The sequence below is a fragment of the Synergistes jonesii genome (genome assembly GCF_000712295.1).
Taxonomy (GTDB): domain Bacteria; phylum Synergistota; class Synergistia; order Synergistales; family Synergistaceae; genus Synergistes; species Synergistes jonesii.
In genome coordinates, this window is record NZ_JMKI01000031.1 from 161,402 (window position 1) to 177,261 (window position 15,860).

Annotated in this window: 16 protein-coding genes; 13 read left to right on the forward strand and 3 right to left on the reverse strand. The window is 60.6% G+C overall.

The genetic code is table 11. From position 1 onward, the window contains the following. Positions 1–75: 75 nt before the first annotated feature. The 10 genes from EH55_RS07090 (at position 76) to EH55_RS07135 (ending at position 10,421) form a co-directional block, all read left to right on the forward strand. Positions 76–1,395, forward strand: a complete 1,320-nt coding sequence (locus EH55_RS07090; RefSeq protein ID WP_037976114.1) for an RsmB/NOP family class I SAM-dependent RNA methyltransferase — start codon at positions 76–78, stop codon at positions 1,393–1,395. A gap of 11 nt (positions 1,396–1,406) precedes the next feature. Beyond that, positions 1,407–2,609 (forward strand): PASTA domain-containing protein, encoded by a 1,203-nt coding sequence (locus EH55_RS07095; protein WP_037976117.1) that lies wholly within the window; start codon positions 1,407–1,409, stop codon positions 2,607–2,609. Then, positions 2,588–3,280, forward strand: coding sequence for a ribulose-phosphate 3-epimerase (gene rpe, locus EH55_RS07100; RefSeq protein ID WP_051682728.1), 693 nt, complete (start codon positions 2,588–2,590; stop codon positions 3,278–3,280). The genes EH55_RS07095 and rpe overlap by 22 nt, the downstream gene beginning before the upstream one ends. 5 nt (positions 3,281–3,285) lie before the next feature. Further along, the gene (locus EH55_RS07105; RefSeq protein WP_037976118.1) at positions 3,286–4,227 is read left to right on the forward strand and encodes a helix-turn-helix domain-containing protein; all 942 of its coding nucleotides are present in this window, start codon (positions 3,286–3,288) and stop codon (positions 4,225–4,227) included. A 67-nt stretch (positions 4,228–4,294) separates the two neighbouring features. Beyond that, entirely contained in the window at positions 4,295–4,657 is a 363-nt protein-coding gene (locus EH55_RS07110) for a hypothetical protein (RefSeq protein ID WP_037976120.1), read from the forward strand. A gap of 247 nt (positions 4,658–4,904) precedes the next feature. Further along, entirely contained in the window at positions 4,905–5,630 is a 726-nt protein-coding gene (gene kdsB / locus EH55_RS07115; protein WP_037976123.1) for a 3-deoxy-manno-octulosonate cytidylyltransferase, read from the forward strand. 65 nt (positions 5,631–5,695) lie between these two features. Next, positions 5,696–6,814 carry an iron-containing alcohol dehydrogenase gene (locus EH55_RS07120; RefSeq protein ID WP_037976125.1) on the forward strand — a complete coding sequence of 373 codons (1,119 nt, stop codon included), beginning with the start codon at positions 5,696–5,698 and terminating at the stop codon, positions 6,812–6,814. Positions 6,815–6,820: 6 nt separating this feature from the next. Beyond that, positions 6,821–7,999, forward strand: coding sequence for a DegT/DnrJ/EryC1/StrS family aminotransferase (locus EH55_RS07125; RefSeq protein WP_037976127.1), 1,179 nt, complete (start codon positions 6,821–6,823; stop codon positions 7,997–7,999). A 122-nt stretch (positions 8,000–8,121) separates the two neighbouring features. After that, positions 8,122–9,345 (forward strand): M20 family metallo-hydrolase, encoded by a 1,224-nt coding sequence (locus EH55_RS07130; protein ID WP_037976129.1) that lies wholly within the window; start codon positions 8,122–8,124, stop codon positions 9,343–9,345. A 179-nt stretch (positions 9,346–9,524) separates the two neighbouring features. Then, on the forward strand, positions 9,525–10,421 hold the full coding sequence (locus EH55_RS07135) for a succinylglutamate desuccinylase/aspartoacylase family protein (RefSeq protein ID WP_037976131.1): 897 nt from the start codon (positions 9,525–9,527) through the stop codon (positions 10,419–10,421). Positions 10,422–10,480: 59 nt separating this feature from the next. On the opposite strand, the gene EH55_RS07140 is transcribed toward EH55_RS07135, so the two are convergent. From EH55_RS07140 to EH55_RS07150, 3 genes are all read right to left on the reverse strand, one after another. Next, on the reverse strand, positions 10,481–10,777 hold the full coding sequence (locus EH55_RS07140) for a DUF4491 family protein (protein ID WP_037976133.1): 297 nt from the start codon (positions 10,775–10,777) through the stop codon (positions 10,481–10,483). 18 nt (positions 10,778–10,795) lie between these two features. Next, on the reverse strand, positions 10,796–11,521 hold the full coding sequence (locus EH55_RS07145) for a DUF4405 domain-containing protein (RefSeq protein WP_051682729.1): 726 nt from the start codon (positions 11,519–11,521) through the stop codon (positions 10,796–10,798). Positions 11,522–11,766: 245 nt separating this feature from the next. Next, a complete protein-coding gene (locus EH55_RS07150) occupies positions 11,767–13,119 on the reverse strand; it encodes an SH3 domain-containing protein (protein WP_037976135.1) in 1,353 nt (450 codons plus the stop codon). A gap of 139 nt (positions 13,120–13,258) precedes the next feature. On the opposite strand from EH55_RS07150, the gene EH55_RS07155 reads away from it, so the two are divergent. From EH55_RS07155 to EH55_RS07165, 3 genes are read left to right on the forward strand one after another with little or no spacing between them, the layout of a single operon-like run. Continuing rightward, positions 13,259–14,131: a 50S ribosomal protein L11 methyltransferase gene (locus tag EH55_RS07155; protein ID WP_037976137.1), complete on the forward strand. Its 873-nt coding sequence runs from the start codon at positions 13,259–13,261 to the stop codon at positions 14,129–14,131. Next, positions 14,106–14,831 (forward strand): RsmE family RNA methyltransferase, encoded by a 726-nt coding sequence (locus EH55_RS07160; RefSeq protein ID WP_051682730.1) that lies wholly within the window; start codon positions 14,106–14,108, stop codon positions 14,829–14,831. Before EH55_RS07155 ends, EH55_RS07160 begins: the two co-directional genes overlap by 26 nt. Before the next feature lie 19 nt (positions 14,832–14,850). Further along, on the forward strand, positions 14,851–15,837 hold the full coding sequence (locus tag EH55_RS07165) for a DUF1848 domain-containing protein (RefSeq protein WP_201769355.1): 987 nt from the start codon (positions 14,851–14,853) through the stop codon (positions 15,835–15,837). Positions 15,838–15,860: the final 23 nt, after the last annotated feature.

Here is a 15,860-nt window from a genome sequence, read left to right on the forward strand (position 1 = left end):
GGCGTGTCTCCGCCGGATAGTGTAAAATAAAAGAGGCAGGCCGTTTTGCCTCTTTTTTCGTAAGGGGTTGATTCGATGAGGGGATTGGAAGCCGCTCTTTCGATATACGGCGAGGTGCAGAAGGGCGGATTCGCGTCCGAAGCGCTGCGCAAAATTTACAGCGATATAGCTCCCGGCGACCGCAAGCTCGTCGGCACGCTGGTCTACTGCACGCTGCGCCGCCAGACTCTGTGGAAGGCCGTGCTGCTCAAATACTGCAGGCGTCAGCCGCGTGCGTTGCCGCAGACGACTGCGAACGCGCTTATGATAGGCATCGCCGGGATCGCTGAGCTCAGGCACTTCGTGCTTCCCGTCCTCGTGAACGGCCTCGTGCAGGCGATAAAAAACAGCGGCGACGTCAGGGATATAGGGCTGGTGAACGCCGTGCTGCATACCGTCGCCGACGAATCTGCGGGCTTCCTCGAAAGCCTGAAGAGGAGCAGCGCGCTGCGCGACCAGGCCCTTTACTGGGGGGTCCCGGGATGGGCCGCGGCGCAGTGGTCGAAGGAGCTTTCGATAGCGGAGGCGAAAAAGCTCGTCCGCGCCGTCGGCATGAAGACGTATCTGTCGCTGCGCCTATCGCGCGGCGTGGAGAGGGAGGAGTATATAAAGCGCTATAACGCGTCGGGGCGCAGAGGATGGGCGTCCCCCTTCCTCGAATTCTCCGTCCGCACCGCGGCAAACCCGTATCCCGTAGACCTACCGGGCTTCGGCGAAGGGATGGTCATGCCGCAGAGCGAATCCTCGATGCTCGCCGCGGATCTGCTCGCGGGCTATGCGAAGGGCGGAAGGATTCTCGACATGTGCTGCGGGCGCGGCGTAAAGACCGGGCAGCTCGCCGACACGATGCCCGGCGCGCGCATCGAGGCGTGGGACCTCTCTGAGAAAAAGATAAACGCAGCGCGCTTTGAAGTAGTTAGAATGAAAGCGGAGAGCCGCGTCGAGTTCAAGAGCGGCGACGCGCTCGAACTCGTCCCGGACGAAGAGCCCGACGCGATACTGCTCGACGCTCCCTGCTCCGGAAGCGGGACCTGGGGACGTCATCCCGAAAGCAAATGGCGCATGTCGCCCGAACAGATACAGAAGAACGGCGATCTGCAAAGAAAGCTGCTCGAACGCGCCGCGTCTCTGCTGAAGCCCGGGGGCTTCCTGCTTTACAGTACTTGCAGCCTCTTCCGCGAAGAGAACGAAAAGGTCGTCGCGGACGTGATGGGGCGCCATCCGGAGCTGCTTGAGATGCCGCACCTGAGAAACGCCGCGTTCATGAACAAGGGCAAGCCGTACGGCACCGTCATTTTCCCGGCGCTGCCGTGGGTGGACGGTTTTTATACGGCGCTTCTCACGAAGAGAAAATAGGAGGCAGGCTAATGGGAAAGTTCCACCGTTGGGGAATGATATTTGCGTTTCTTGTGATTATCGGCTGCGCTTACATCGGCATAAGGATGGTCTTCGTGGAGGATAAGGACTCCGAGGTGCCGTCGGTTACGGGAATGCAGATCGTAGACGCGGTCGACGCGCTTCAGGAGAAGGGGCTGCTCGCCAAGGTCGATAAGGTGGACTCGGCGCTGCCGGCCGATACCGTCGTTTCGCAGAACCTGCAGGCGGGAGAAAAGGTTTCGCGCGGAAAGGTCGTCCTCCTGCGCGTCAGCAAGGGAGGCGCGATACTGCCTATACCCGACGTGCGCGGGATGAAGTTTGAAGATGGGGTCAAAAAGCTCAGCGAATCCGGCTTCAAGGTCGATAAGATAAAGCGCGTCACGGACAAGCTGAAGCCCTCCGGGACGATAATAGCCCAGAACCCGTCGTCGCCGCAGAAGGTAGCGGCGAGCTGCATGGTCAGCCTGCTCGTAAGCAGCGGAGTGAACGGGGAAAGCCCCTTCGTCGTGATACCGGAGCTTCGCGGGAACGACAGAAACACCGCCGTCGATATGATAGAACAGCTTGGGCTCCGCCTCGGACAGACGGCCGAGGCCCCGTCGTCGTCGGTGCCCGCCGGGAGCGTGCTCGCCTCGCGCCCGAAGAGCGGCACGAAGGTGCCGGCCGGCTCCGCGGTGAACCTGACCTTCGCGAGGACCCCGATCGCCTCCGAGCTCGCCGACGACGTTCCGCCTCAGCAGGACAATGATAAAGAACGCGCCGAAGCGGTGCGCCGCGTCGTGATAAAGGAGACGGAACCGACGACGATACCGTCGAAGCTCCCGGAGGTGAAGGAGCAGGAGACGAAGGTCGCGGGGGCGGAGAGAAGAGGCGAGACGAAGGAAGAAAAGAATGAGGAGCCCGTAAAGGAGACGGTGAAGGCCGAAGCTCCAAAGGAAGCGCCGCGGGCCCAGAAGCCGGCGCAGCCGCCCGCTTCTGCGGCGAAGCTCGCGAAGGTGCGCTATCAGGTCCCGCCGCTCACGAGGCCCCTTTCGCTTAAAATCGAGATGACCGACGAGATGGGGACGCGCGTGCTTAAGGACGGCACAGCGAAGAGCGGCGAATATATTTCGATGAACGTTCCTTACAGCGGAGAAGCGCGCATAACGATATTCCTGGGCGGTGACTTCGTATGGCAGGATCGCTACAATTGAAGAAGAGCGGCGGGATTTTGATCGCCCCGTCGCTCCTTTCGGCGGACATACTCAACATGGAGCGGCACATAGAGGCGCTCGAGGGCGAGGCCGACTGGCTGCACGTGGATATAATGGACGGGCATTTCGTGCCGAACCTTTCCTACGGGCCGGCGCTCGTCAAGGCGCTGCGCAGAAAATATCCCGGCGCGTTCCTCGACGTGCATATAATGGTCGAGCCGGCGGAGGATTTCCTCGATATGTTCATCTCGGCCGGAGCGTCGCTGATAGCGCTCCATATCGAAGCGGCGAAGCACATCTACCGCGCGCTGCAGAAGATCAAGGACGCCGGGCTCTACGCCGGCGTCGCGCTGGATCCGGGGACGTCGGAGGAGCTGCTCGCGCCCGTTATGCATATGACGGACCTCATCCTTGTGATGTCGGTCAACCCGGGCTATGGCGGGCAGTCCTTCATCGCCGAGACGCTGAATAAGACGCGCGCGCTGTCGGAGTTGCGCCGCGAACGCGGATTTAACTATCTTATCGAAATGGACGGCGGAGCCGGGCCAAAAAATATCGCGCAGATCGCCGAAGCCGGCTGCGACGTCGTCGTCGCCGGCAGCGCCGTTTTCGGACATCCGTCGCCGGCGTCTGTGATAAGGGAGATGCGCAGACTCGCCCGAAGGAGGTAATGTTCATGGCGGCTGAGGTCAAGACCTCGCAGAAGGAAGATCACGAAACGAATATAAAAGAAACGGCCAAAGAGCTCGGAGGCAAGCTTCGCGAACTGAGAGAAGCGCAGGGATTGACGTTTGAAGACGTCCGCGCCGCGATAAAGATACAGAAAAAATATATCGAAGCGATAGAAGAGGGAAATAGCGACATCATACCGAGGGGGCCTTTCTGCCGCAGCTTTATGAAGCAGTACTGCGAATACCTCAGAGCGGAAGACCTGTGGGCGCGCTACGGACCCCTCCTTAAAAATATAAACAGCGCCGCGAACGCGCGCCCCGGCGATAGGAGCGTGCGGGCCGGCATCGCAGCCAAGGAGCCCTACAGGCGTCCTTCCGCGCTCAAGATATGCATCCCGATAGCGATGGCGCTTTCGATAGTCGCCGCCGCGTGGATAACGTGGCAGTACCGCGGCGAGATAACCAACGAGGCCACTACGCCGCTGCAAGGCGGGACGGCGGCAGTCACGGAGGAAAGCTCGCAGGACGCCGCCGCGCCGGCAGCGCTTTCGCAGGATGCGGCGCCGGCCTCCGCCGAGCCGTCGATAGACCTCGGCTGGATGGACGGCAAGGCGCAGCCTCGGCCCGCGCAAGCCCCGGCGCCGGCCGGCGCAGAGGCGAAGGCGAGCGTGCCCGTGAACGCGGCGCCGACGCTCGTAGTGAAGGCCAAGGGCGTCGTATGGGTAAAATTTTCCATCGGCGGCAGGGTGCTCTTCGAGGGGTTGATGAAGCGGGGGGAGAGCCGCGCCTTCTCTCCCGCGGGAGACGAGCCGCTGCGCGTGAGGTACGGCAACCCGGCCAAGACCGCGATATCCTGGGCCGGCGGAGAAGAAACCCCGGCCGGGCCGGACGCCAGGCCCTTCACGAGATATTACCGCTCGGACGGCGGCGTATCGGACGAGAGATAATTCGGCGCAAGGCGCGCCTGGATGATTCTGTTATAATAACGAGACTAAAACGCATGGAGGTTTAACGATGAAAAAATTCACGGCGGCTCTGCTTATCATTCTGTGCTTTGCGTCGGCGTCGTTCGCGGCCTTCAGCAAAAGGGGATACGTGCCGGACGGCGATCCGATCCGCTACGCGGGGCTCAAGGTCACGTCGGAGGGCGTGAGCGTCACTCTGCTGAACAAGGGGGAGAGGCCGGTCGTCTTCAACGCCGCCATCGTCTTCATCGGCGAGAAGCGCAGGGAGGTCGGCGACGTCTACATCGAGAAGACGACGATCGAGCCCGGCGGCGAGGCGGTCTTTCGCAATCTCTTCCTGAAGGGCGACTACAAGGAGTGCCGGAAAGCCGAATCTCTGCGCTGGACGATATATTCGCTTGAGACCATGTAGCGGCGCGGAAAGAAAAAATTTGCGGCGCGGCCGGACGGGGCGGAACCGTTCGGCCGCGCTTTTCTTATCGCCGCCTGCTTCCACGCTCCGCCGGCGTAAATGATTCCCCCCCTGTGAGGACCGTCAAAAAATTTGACAAAAGGAAACTTTTGGTGTAGCCTCTGCATCTAACCAAAAATCGGCAGCCGATAAAGCCGCGCACGCGGCCATACACTGCATAGGCCGCCGTGCAAGGAGGGTTAGAGGGATGAAGACCCTTGCAGTGATTCCAGCAAGATATTCCAGCACAAGGCTGCCCGGCAAGCCGCTTGTAGAAATTGCCGGCGTTCCTCTCGTTCTGCGCGTCCTGAACAACGTCCGCTCCTGTCCCTCTGTCGACCGCGTCATAGTCGCGACCGACGACGAACGAATCGCGGAGGTCGTCGCGCGCGGCGGCGGCGAGGCGCTGATGACGCCGTCCGAGCTTCCGAGCGGCGGCGACCGCGTCGCCTATGCCGCTAAGAGGATCGAAGCGGATTACGTTTTGAACGTCCAGGTGGACGATCCGCTCGTCGGCGCGGATATGATAGACTCCCTCGTGGCGGCGCTCGACGCGGACCGCTCGGTAATGCTCGCCCTCCTGGTGAAGAGGATCGAAAATTCCGAAGAGGTCGCCGCGCCGAACGTGGTCAAGGCCGTTTTCGACGGCGGCGGGCGCGCGATGTATTTCAGCCGCTCGCCTATACCTTATCCGCGGAACGAGGGCGGCGTATGGTACAAGCATATCGGCCCCTACGGCTGGCGGCGCGATTTCCTCTTGGAATTCGCCGCTATGGAACAGACGCCGCTCGAAAAGGCGGAGAGCCTCGAAATGCTCCGCGTCATAGAGCGCGGGCGCTCGATAAAGTGCGTCGAGGCCGCGCGCGATACCATCGAGATAGACACGCCCGAGGATCTGACGAGAATCGAAAAATATTTTCGCCGCGGATTTTGATTCGCGGCCGTCCGAGCTGCGGACGCGCCGCTCTGCGGCGGCTTTAAAGAAATGGGGAAATTTTTATGATCAGGATAGCCGAAGATATAAAAAGTTTTACAGAAATGCAGCCCTTCTGGCGCGTCGAGCTGCCGACGGAGGTGGTTTTTTCCGGCGACGGAGTGCGTGAGCTCCTTGCGAAGCTTAGGGAGCGCGGGAGGCGCGCCTTCTTCGTCGTCGACTCCGCGCTGAAGGAGCAGCCGCGTTTCGCGCCGCTCTTCGCGCAGAAAAACCTTTTCGAGTTCGACGCGACCTCCTCCGAGCCGCGCACCTCCGACGTCGATTCTCTGCGCGCGGAGATTCGGGAGCTGGCGGAGCAGCCGGACACGCTCGTCGGAGTGGGGGGCGGCGCGGCGATGGACCTCGCGAAGGCGACGGCCGTTTGTCTCGCAAACCCACGTCCGGCGCAGTGCTATCAGGGCTTCGACATGGAGATGAACAAGGGCGCGGACGTCTGGACGATGCCGGCGCTCATCGGCACCGGCGCGGAGGTCACGCCTATCGCCGTGCTGCGCGGGCCGGAGAGGAAGCTCGGCATAAACAACCGCTACGTGCAGGCGGAGCTCGCGGTGATCGACCCGGAGCTGTCGAGGGACGCGCCGCATTTCAACAGGTTTTTCACGATGCTCGACAGCTATTTCCACCACTGCGAGATATTGGCGAGCAAGACGAGCGCGGCGGACGCCAAGGCCGATTCGCAGGAGGGCGTAGAGCTCGCGCGCCACGTCCTTTCGCACGACCTGAGCCGCTACAGCGCGGAGCTCGCGATTAAGTCCGCGGCGGCCTCCCTGCTCGGCGGGAGCAGCTCCGTCACGGGACGAGTCGGCGCGGCTCACGCTATCTCCTACGGCCTCAGCAACTGCGCGCCGCGTCTGCCGCACAGCGTCGCGGTGACGATCTCGATGTGCGCGCTCGAAGACGTTTACCCTGCGGGCTGCGCGGAGACGAAGGGCTTTCTCGCCGCGAACGGCTTTCCCGTGCCGCGCGCGTCGAACTACGGCGTCACGCGCTTGGATATAGAGAAGATGACGCGCAGCGTGCTCGGCATGGGAAAGCTGTGGCGCAGCTGCTTTGGAGAAAATTGGCGCGCTGCGGCCGCGCGCGGCTGGATAGAAGATGTTTACAAAAGAATAGTCAAGGGGTGACGCAGAATGGCAGGCACGGAAATTTTTGACGACGACGAGATAAGGGCGGCGGCCGACGTAATAAGACGCAGGATGATACACCGCTACGGCTCGCACGAGCAGCGCGGGGGAGTCTACCGCGCCGAGGAGTTCGAGGCCGCGGCGAAGAAGATAACGGGCTCGCGCTACGCGCTCGCGCTGTCGAGCGGCACGGCGGCGCTGATCACGGCGCTGAAGGGGGTCGGAGTGAAGCCGGGCGACGAGGTGATCACCTCCCCCTTCACCTTTATCGCGACTGTCGAAGCGATAGTCGCCTGCGACGCAGTGCCGCTATTCGGAGAGATAGACGAGACGCTTTCGCTCTCGGCCGCGTCGGCGGAAAAGCTGATCACGCCGCGCACGAGGGCGCTGATGCCGGTGCACATGTTCGGCGCGGCGGCGGATATGGATTCCTTCACGGCGCTCGGCAGAAAATACAAGCTCCCCGTCGTCGAGGACGCCTGCGAGGTCGTCGGGGGCACTTATAAGGGGCGCGCGCTCGGCGGGATAGGCGACTGCGGCGCCTGGAGCTTCGATCCGAACAAGACCCTCACCGTCGGCGAGGGGGGTATGCTCTTCACGGACGACCGCGACGTCTGGTTCGCGATGGACTGCTATCACGACCACGGGCACATACACAGCAAGGAACATGACCGCGGCGCTGAAGGGAAGTTCGGCTTCGGCGTGAACTTCCGCATAAGCGAGCTGCAGGGCGCGCTCGGCGTCGTCGCCTTATCGAAGCTGCCGGCGGCGCTGGCCTCGCTGCGCGCCGAGAAAAAGAAGATAATGGACGCGGGAAGGGCGGCGGGGCTCGCGCCGCGCCCGTCGCACGACGAAGCGGGAGACAGCGCGACTCACGCGATATTCATGCTGCCGACCGCCTCCGCCGCGAAAAAATTCCAGGCCGCCGCGAAAGAGGCCGGCGCCGGCTGCGCGATAATCGGAGAGAACACATGGCACTACGCGAAGCACTGGGAAGCGCTCGCCGCTATCGGCGAAAAAGAATATTTCGGGAACAAAACCCCCTCCTACGCGCCGGAGAGCTTCGCCCAGGCCGACGAAAAGCTCTCGCGCGCGACGGCCTTCACGCTGAACGTCAAAATGGGCGAAGAGGAGATAAATAAAATCGTCAGGGCCGTGGAGGCGGGAGCGAAAGCGGCGCTGTAGCGCGCCGTAGGCCGGCGGAGATTCAAAAGCGGCGGCGAAGTTTGCGCGCTTTTCGCGCCAAAGCCGCCCGGCTGGTATAAAATGTAATTGAAGGATATCTAATATAGAACGAGGTGCCGGCAATGAAAAAAGAACTTTTCGCAAAGCTCGAATCCCTTGAGTCCGAGATGACGAAGACCCTGGCGGAAATGATAGCGTTCCCCGCGATAAACCCGATCGACGGGGGAAGCGGGGAATTCCGCAAGGCGCAGTATATTTTGAAAAAAATCAAAGAGCTCGGCTTCGGAGAGGCCGAGGTATACGCGCCGGCCGACCCGGCCGCGGAGGGAGGGGAGCGCCCGAACGTCGTGCTGCGCTTTCCCGGAAGGACGAAGCGCCGCCTCTGGATAGCGGCCCATATGGACGTCGTGCCGGCGGGAGAGCTCTCGCTGTGGGAAACCGACCCTTTCAGCGCCGTCGTGAAGGACGGGCGCATTTATGGCCGCGGCGTCAACGACAACGGGCAGGAAATAGTCTCGTCGCTCTACGCGCTTTACGCGCTGAAGGAGCTGGGCCTGACGCCGGAGTTCGAGGTCTGTCTCGCCTTCGTCGCGAACGAAGAGGTCGGCAGCGATTACGGAATCAAATATCTGATCAAGGAGGGCCTTTTCGATAAGGAGGACCTCGTCGTCGTGCCGGACATGGGTACGAAGGAGGGCGATTTCATCGAGGTCGCCGAAAAGAGCATCTGCTGGATAGAATTCACCGCCGAAGGAAAGCAGACGCACGCGAGCACCCCGGAACAGGGAATCAACGCCTGCCGCGCGGCGAACGCCTTTTCTGTGTCGCTCGACGAAGCGCTGCACGCGGCCTTCCCCGAGGAGGACGAGCGCTTCGATCCTCCCCGCTCGACATTCGAGCCGACGCGCCGCTGCGCCAACGTCGACAACGTGAATACGGTGCCAGGCGTCGAACGCTTCTGCTTCGACTGCCGCGTGCTGCCCTCCGTCCCCCTCGCCGAGGTGAAGAAGGTCGTAGAAGCCGAGGTCAAGAAAGCGCAGGAAAAATACCGCGTGAAGATCGGCTATACCTTCCCGCAGTACACGGAGGCCGCGGAGCCGACGGAAGCCGGCGCGCCCGTCGTGAAGGTCCTTAGCTCCGCGATAGCCGGCGTGTTCCCCGGCTTGAATGTGCGGGTCGGCGGCGTCGGAGGCGGGACCTGCGCCGCCTATTACAGGGAGGCGGGCATACCGGCGGCGGTGTGGGGGCAGCAGAGCGGCTGCCCGCATATGCCGAACGAATACACGGAGATCGCCTATATGCTCAACGAGGCGAAGGTGTTCGCGCTGACGATGCTCGGAGAATAAAATCCGCGGCGCCTTTCGCTGTCGAAATTGGGCCGCTTTTACGGCTCAATTTTTTTGCAATAAATTTTTTTTGCAATAAAATGTATAAGAGAAGCCGCGTTTACGCGGCGGAACTTTCGAACGCGCGCAGCGAGATTGAAAAATTTTTATTGTACCGGCGCTTTGCGGGAGGGAAAGCCATGAGAGTATCAGAAAAATATCTCGAATATGAAACGGCCGCGAAGGAAAAAATAACGATACCGGTGATTGAAATGGCGGGCGCGGAGGACGGCCCCCGCGTCGCGATCACCGCGGGGGCGCTCGGCTGCGAATATTCCGCGATAGCCGCGGCCATCGGGCTGAAGAGGTTCCTCAGGAACAAGAGGCTGCTGGGGACGCTGACGATAGCGGCGGCGGCCGACGTGGCCGCTTTCGAGGCGCGCCGCTCGTTCGCCGCGCGGCTCGGCGAAAAAAATACCCGCGGAGATTATTCCGAAGCCCTCGCGTATCATCTGCTGAACGACGTCGTCGCGAAGGCGGATTATCATATCGCCCTCGGCGGATGCGACGCGACGGCGGAGCTGGAGCCCTTCGCGATTTATTGCAGCTGCTCGGGGGAAAAAATAACGGAGGGTTCTCGGCTGCTCGCCGAAGCCTTCGCTCCGCCGAACGTCGTTGAAGTGACGCGCGGCTCGCCCTTCGTCCTCGGCGGCGAGTGCGAGGCGGCCGCGGAGGCGGGGGTGCCGTCGGCGCTTTTCGCTGCGGGAGGCGCGTCGTCTGATGCGGGAACGTATTTCAGGGGAATCGTCGGCGCTTTGAAATTCGCCGGAGCGCTCGGCGGAGAGGCGCTTTCGCCCCTGCCGCCGCGCCGCTTCAAAGCTTTGATCGCGCTGCGCGCCTCGAAAAAAGGGTTTTACCGCGGCGAGGCCTCCGTCGGCGACGAGCTGTTGAAGGGCGACGGCGTCGGCGTGCTGACCGATTATTTCGGCAACGCGGTCGAAGAGGTCGTGACGCCGGCGGCCGGTCGGCTGCTCATAGCCGCGGCCTCCCCGGCGATGCCGGAAGGCGGCTTCGCCGCGGCGGTCGCGCTGAGGTAGAATCGATCAGCGGAGCCGCACGCAAAAAAGCGCGGCTCTTCTCTTGGTTCATGGGGAGATCAGTTCTTCGGCGCGCGTTTGGGGTTTTTAGGAAACCACCCCTTCTCGACGCGTTTGGCCTGCTGCTTCAGTTCGTGTATGCTCCACAGCAGCGTGAAACCCACGACTCCCAGGACGGCGGAGAGCAGGAGATGCTCCGCGAACAAAGACGCGGCGCAAAAGGCGAGCCCTCCTGCCAGGAAAAGCGGCCATATCCTTTCGGAAAAGTAATATTCGCATTTGATGACAACTGGATGAAAGAGGCCGATGACGACGAAAGAGGTCGGCCCGATGAGGATGCCGAAGCAGTTGGGCACAATAGATCTCCTTTCTCTCTACCAAGAGCTCCCGGAGGAGCCGCCGAAAATCATGAACAGCAGTGCGGAAAAACCGCCCGCGGCCCCGAGCGTCAGGGCCGGATGCAACAGGCTCAGCCAACGTTTCGAGACAAGCCCTGCGAGCGCTTTGTATCCCTGGTGCGCCAGCAGAACCCAGAACGACATCATCGCAAGGTTCTCGGCCAGCACGAAGGGCGCCGCCTTATCGTAATCCAAAAAGGCGAACTGTGTGGTGAGGAAGAGATAGGACGGTATATCCATCGTGAGGAATAGGTAAAGCCCATAACCGGCCGCCAGAACGGCGAGGATGTTCAAGCTCGCGCCCCTCCGGCCGGCCGGCAGGCGTCCGACCGCCATTCCCCAATGCAGCCCCAGATGAACGCTCATCAGGATGAAGCTCCAGTAGGCCCCCGCAAGATGCGCCGATCTGGCCCAGTATATCCCCGGCCAAACGTCCGCAGAAAAGAGGATATGTCGGGACATCGCCATTCCGCTCGCGGCCGTGATGAGGAAGGCTCCCAGCAGCAGCATGTTCACCGCAGTCCATATGGTTCTGAGAAGCCCGTAACGTCCTTTGAACAGGGCACGGTACCATTGGCGATTGAGCCATTGGTGCAGCAGAAACAGGGCGAACATCGCCATCCCCAGCCGCTCGTGCGCTTCTTCTCCCGTCACCTGAAACGCCATCAGAAGCAGCAGCAGAAGCGTCATCAGCAGATCCACGATTCTCTTCGTCAGCAGCGTAGTTCACCTCCTATGAATAATGTTCCGGACGTCCGATCAAAGCAGAATTTCTAAATACTCAGCCGTATTCTATGGCCTTTAGCCGACTCCAAGTCAAGATAAAATGACAGATAAAAACAGGCTCCAATTCGAATTAGGAATCTGTTAGCGACACCGGCGACCAGAGCTGCCGCGCTGAAGTAAAAGGGGCGCTTGATATGCGCCTCAACGGTCCGTTCATATTTTTATCTGGCGTTGATGGGGACAACGTTCGCGATACTTTCTATCACGCGGCTGCCGTCCTTTCTCGTCATCTCCATATCAGTCACCGCGACGCAGTTTATCGTCCTCCTGCCCTCCGCTCCGCCCGAGCCGGAAGGGCCGAGGGCGTAGACGGAGTGGATGGCGTACGGCCTGCCTTTGACAGTGCCGAGCAGCAACATTACGTGCCCCGGCATCTGCAATATCGTTCCGGCCGGCGCCGACGCTAACAGCTTTTCCTTCTCCGCGGCGCTCATCTTCGACACGTCGATATGGGCGGGAACCCTCGCCTGAGCCGACGAGTTGCGCGGCAGCTCCACGCCGAAGGTGAGGTAGAGGTCGCGGACGAAGGCGCTGCAGTCGCGCGAAGAGAAGCTCCCGCCCCAGCCGTAGCGCTCGCCGAGCGTCTTGAAGGCCTGCCTTATCACGTTCACCTGGGTGCACGGCGGGAAGCCGCGCGAAAGGCCGGCGGAGAGCGGCAGCCGCTCCGTCGTAATCTTCAGAGAGCCGTCTTCGCTGCGCTGCGGCACGAGGAAGCAGCGGCTGAAGAGCGACGATACGCCGTCCTCCTCGTCGGTGTTGGCGGCCGGCAGCCTCGTCCCCATAAGAAATTCGCGGCGCCCCTTCTCGGGCTCCGAGCTCCTTATGTCGGAAAAGGCGCGACTCGCCGTTACAACGTAAAAGCCGCCGGAGAATATTTCGCGCAACGTCCTCTTGTCGGTCAACGCTACGTCATCTTTGCTTATCCAGCCCGAGCAGCTGGGCGTTTCAACGAAATAATATTTCCCATCCTTAGATTCGTGAAGCGCGGCGAGCGGCTCCCATATCTTGACCGTGCTCTCTGCGTTCATGTCGAAGAGGAGGTCGCCGGCGCTGCCGTAAAGGGGCCCCCCACAGGGATAGGCCTTTATCTCAGCGTTCCGCGCCGCTGTCGCGAAGCGGACGATAGTCGTTTCCTCGACGCTTTCGGCGTCGGCGTTCTTTTCGACGCGCCGCCAGAAGTCTTCTCCTGCCGGCTCGGAGCCGATGAAACGCGGCGAGTCCGGGCGCTTTGAGAAAGGCGCCATCTTCTTCAGCACGGCTTCGCGCGGCAGCATCTCGGCGTACTCCAGTATATCCGTACAATATGTGCCAGGCGTTTTTCTGATTTCCGCGCTAAGCCGCGCCGTCCCGTCCGCGTCGAGAAGCACGGCGCCCGCGTTCTTCGCGCGCTTTATCCAGTATTCGGCGTTCAGCATCTCTTCCGTCGTGCCGCAGAAATTTTTCGCGCCTTCGGCAAAGCAGCGCGGCGCCTGAAGCGTAGCGGCGAGCAGCAGCGCCGCGATAAATTTTTTCATTTAGCAAGCCCCCGCAGCGCGCGGCGCGTGCCGGCCGCGCAAATATATCTGATAGAATATCATAAAAGCTTATAATGGAGTAGAATAACGGCTGTGCGGGCGTGGCGCCCGCTAAAGAGCGTGAAAGGGGCTGGACGCCGTGCGGAACAACGACAACTATTGGTGGTATATAACGATAAAGGCCGACTCGTCGCAGGAGGACAACCTCTTCTCGATAGCGGACATTTCCGGAAGCATCGGCACCGAGATGCAGGAGCTGCCGGACGGCGCTTTGCGCCTTCGCGTCTACTACAGGAGCAGCGAGGAGATAGGCGCCTGGCGCGAGAGGCTGCTTGCCGTGATGAAGGTTTTCCCAGGCGTGGAAGTCGAGGACTGGGGAAAGATAGAGAATCAGCCTTGGAACGTCGCGGTCGAAGAGGCTTTCCCGCCTCTGCCGGTCGGCGGGCGCCTCGTCGTGCTCGCTCCGTGGCACAAGGGCTCCGAGCCGGCAGGCCGCGTCGCTCTTTACGTCAATCCGGGGAGCGCGTTCGGCACCGGCTATCACGAGAGCACTCAGATCGCCCTCGAACTGCTCGAAAAATATATCAGAGAGGGCTGCGTCACGGCCGACATAGGCACGGGCTCCGGCATCCTGACGATCGGCGCGTTGAAGATGGGCGCTAAGTTCGCCTACGCGCGCGATATAGACCCGACGGTCATCGAAGAGGCGCGCAAAAATTTCGAGCTGAATGAGCTCGACCCGCAGCAGATCGACCTCAAGACTGGCGATCTGCTGAAGGATTTCGGCCACAGAGCCGACATCCTGACGGCCAACATACTGCTCGACCCGCTGACTACGATGTTGGCGGACGTTCCCGCGGCTATCGGCGGAGAAGGAGTCGCGATATTCTCGGGGATGCTGGAAAGGGAAAAGCCCGTATTTCTCTCCGCGCTCGCGGAGGCGGGCATGAGACCCATCGAAGAGCTCGCAAAAGGAGGGTGGTGGGGTGTCGCTGCCAAGGCTCAGGCTTGAGGGGTGCCTCTTCGACGGCGAAGTCTGGCACGTCGGAGCGGAGGAAGCCCACCATCTGATTCGTGTGCGCAGATGCTACACCGGCTCGCTCGTCGAAGGGCTGCTGCGCGGCGAAAAGATAGAGCTGCGCCTCGAATGCGGCGGCGGCGAAGTGACGGCGCGCGAGCTGTCGAGGTGCGGTGAGGAAAAAATAATCCCGCGCGTCGAGCTGCTGCTGGGGCTTCTGAAAAACGACCAGCTCGACGACGCGCTGCGCTTCTGCGCCGAGACCTGCGCCGCCGAGATACATCTGCTCGTGTGCGAGAGGAGCGTTCCGCGCTACGAAGGTGCGCGGCTCGCCGAGAAGATGACGCGCTGGCGCAGGATACTCGACGAGGCTACGAAGCAGGCGGGCGCTGCGGCGCCGCCTCTTCTGCGCGAGCCTCGCGATTTTGAAAAATTCGATTTCGGCGCTCTGCCGAAGCAGCGCCTCGCCGCGATGCTTTCGCCGGATTCTAAGCCTCTGCGCCTTATAGAGATAGAAGAAAGCACCGTGCTTGCGATAGGCCCCGAAGGGGACTGGTCGCCGCGGGAGGGCGCGGAACTGATAGGAAACGGCTTCGTGCCGGTGACGCTCGGAAAAAGGATAATGCGCGCCAGCACCGCCGTCGCCGCCGGTTGCGCGGCGATGCAGATGCTTCATGGACAGAGGAGACGATGACGTTATCGCGCCGCAGTAATTGCCGTCTTACTTTCTATCCGCTATCTGTTTTATTCGGCGGCTGAAATGTTTATCAGCGCAAGCAGAAGAACCGACATATTACTCCGAATGGTTTTTCAACAGACTGAAAGCCGGCTTCGCTTTGGTGCGGAATCCAATGAACGCGAAGCAGATCAGCGAAATCAGCTTGACGCCCGACGTCGTCGACGGGTTTGTGTTTTGGACGAAAAACCCCGTGCCTATGTTGGACAAGCTTAAGCAGCTGGGAAACTACGGCTATCAAGATAGCTACTACTTTCAATTCACAGTGAATTCTTACGGCAAAGAAATCGAAAGAGGCGTGCCGTCAAAGAAAAACCGCGTAATTCCGGCATTCGCAGCCCTTTCTGATATGATAGGTCCGGAGAGGGTGATTTGGCGCTATGACCCGATTTTTGTAAACAAGACCTACAACGTCGAATACCATGTTAAATATTTTGAGGAACTTGCAAAGCGTTTATCGAAATATACTAAAAAGTGCACCTTCAGCTTTTTGGATTTTTACAGAAATACCGAGAGAAATATCTCGGGACTTGATATCGAGCCGTTCACGCCGGAGATTCAAGAAAATATCGCTGCAAGATTGGCCGAAATCGCGCGCCGATACAATTTGGCGATCGACGCCTGCGCTGAAGCCGTTGATTTAGAAAAATACGGCATTCAGCGCGCAAGATGCATCGACGACAGATTATTCGGCAAGCTGCTCAACCGCAGGCTGAACGTCAAAAAAGATGAAAACCGGCGCGCCTATTGCGGGTGCGCCGAGAGCGTCGATATAGGGGCCTACAACGGCTGTAAAAACGGATGCCTCTATTGTTACGCGAATTTTTCATCGAAGAGCGCGGCGAAAAATTTTTGCAGGCACGACCCCAATTCCCCGCTACTTTTCGGAGAGCTTGGAGAGGGCGAAATGCCTAAGAAGCGAAAGATGGAAAAACACTCCGCCGGACAGACGACGATCTTTTGAATGCGCCGCGCGGCGCCTCATTT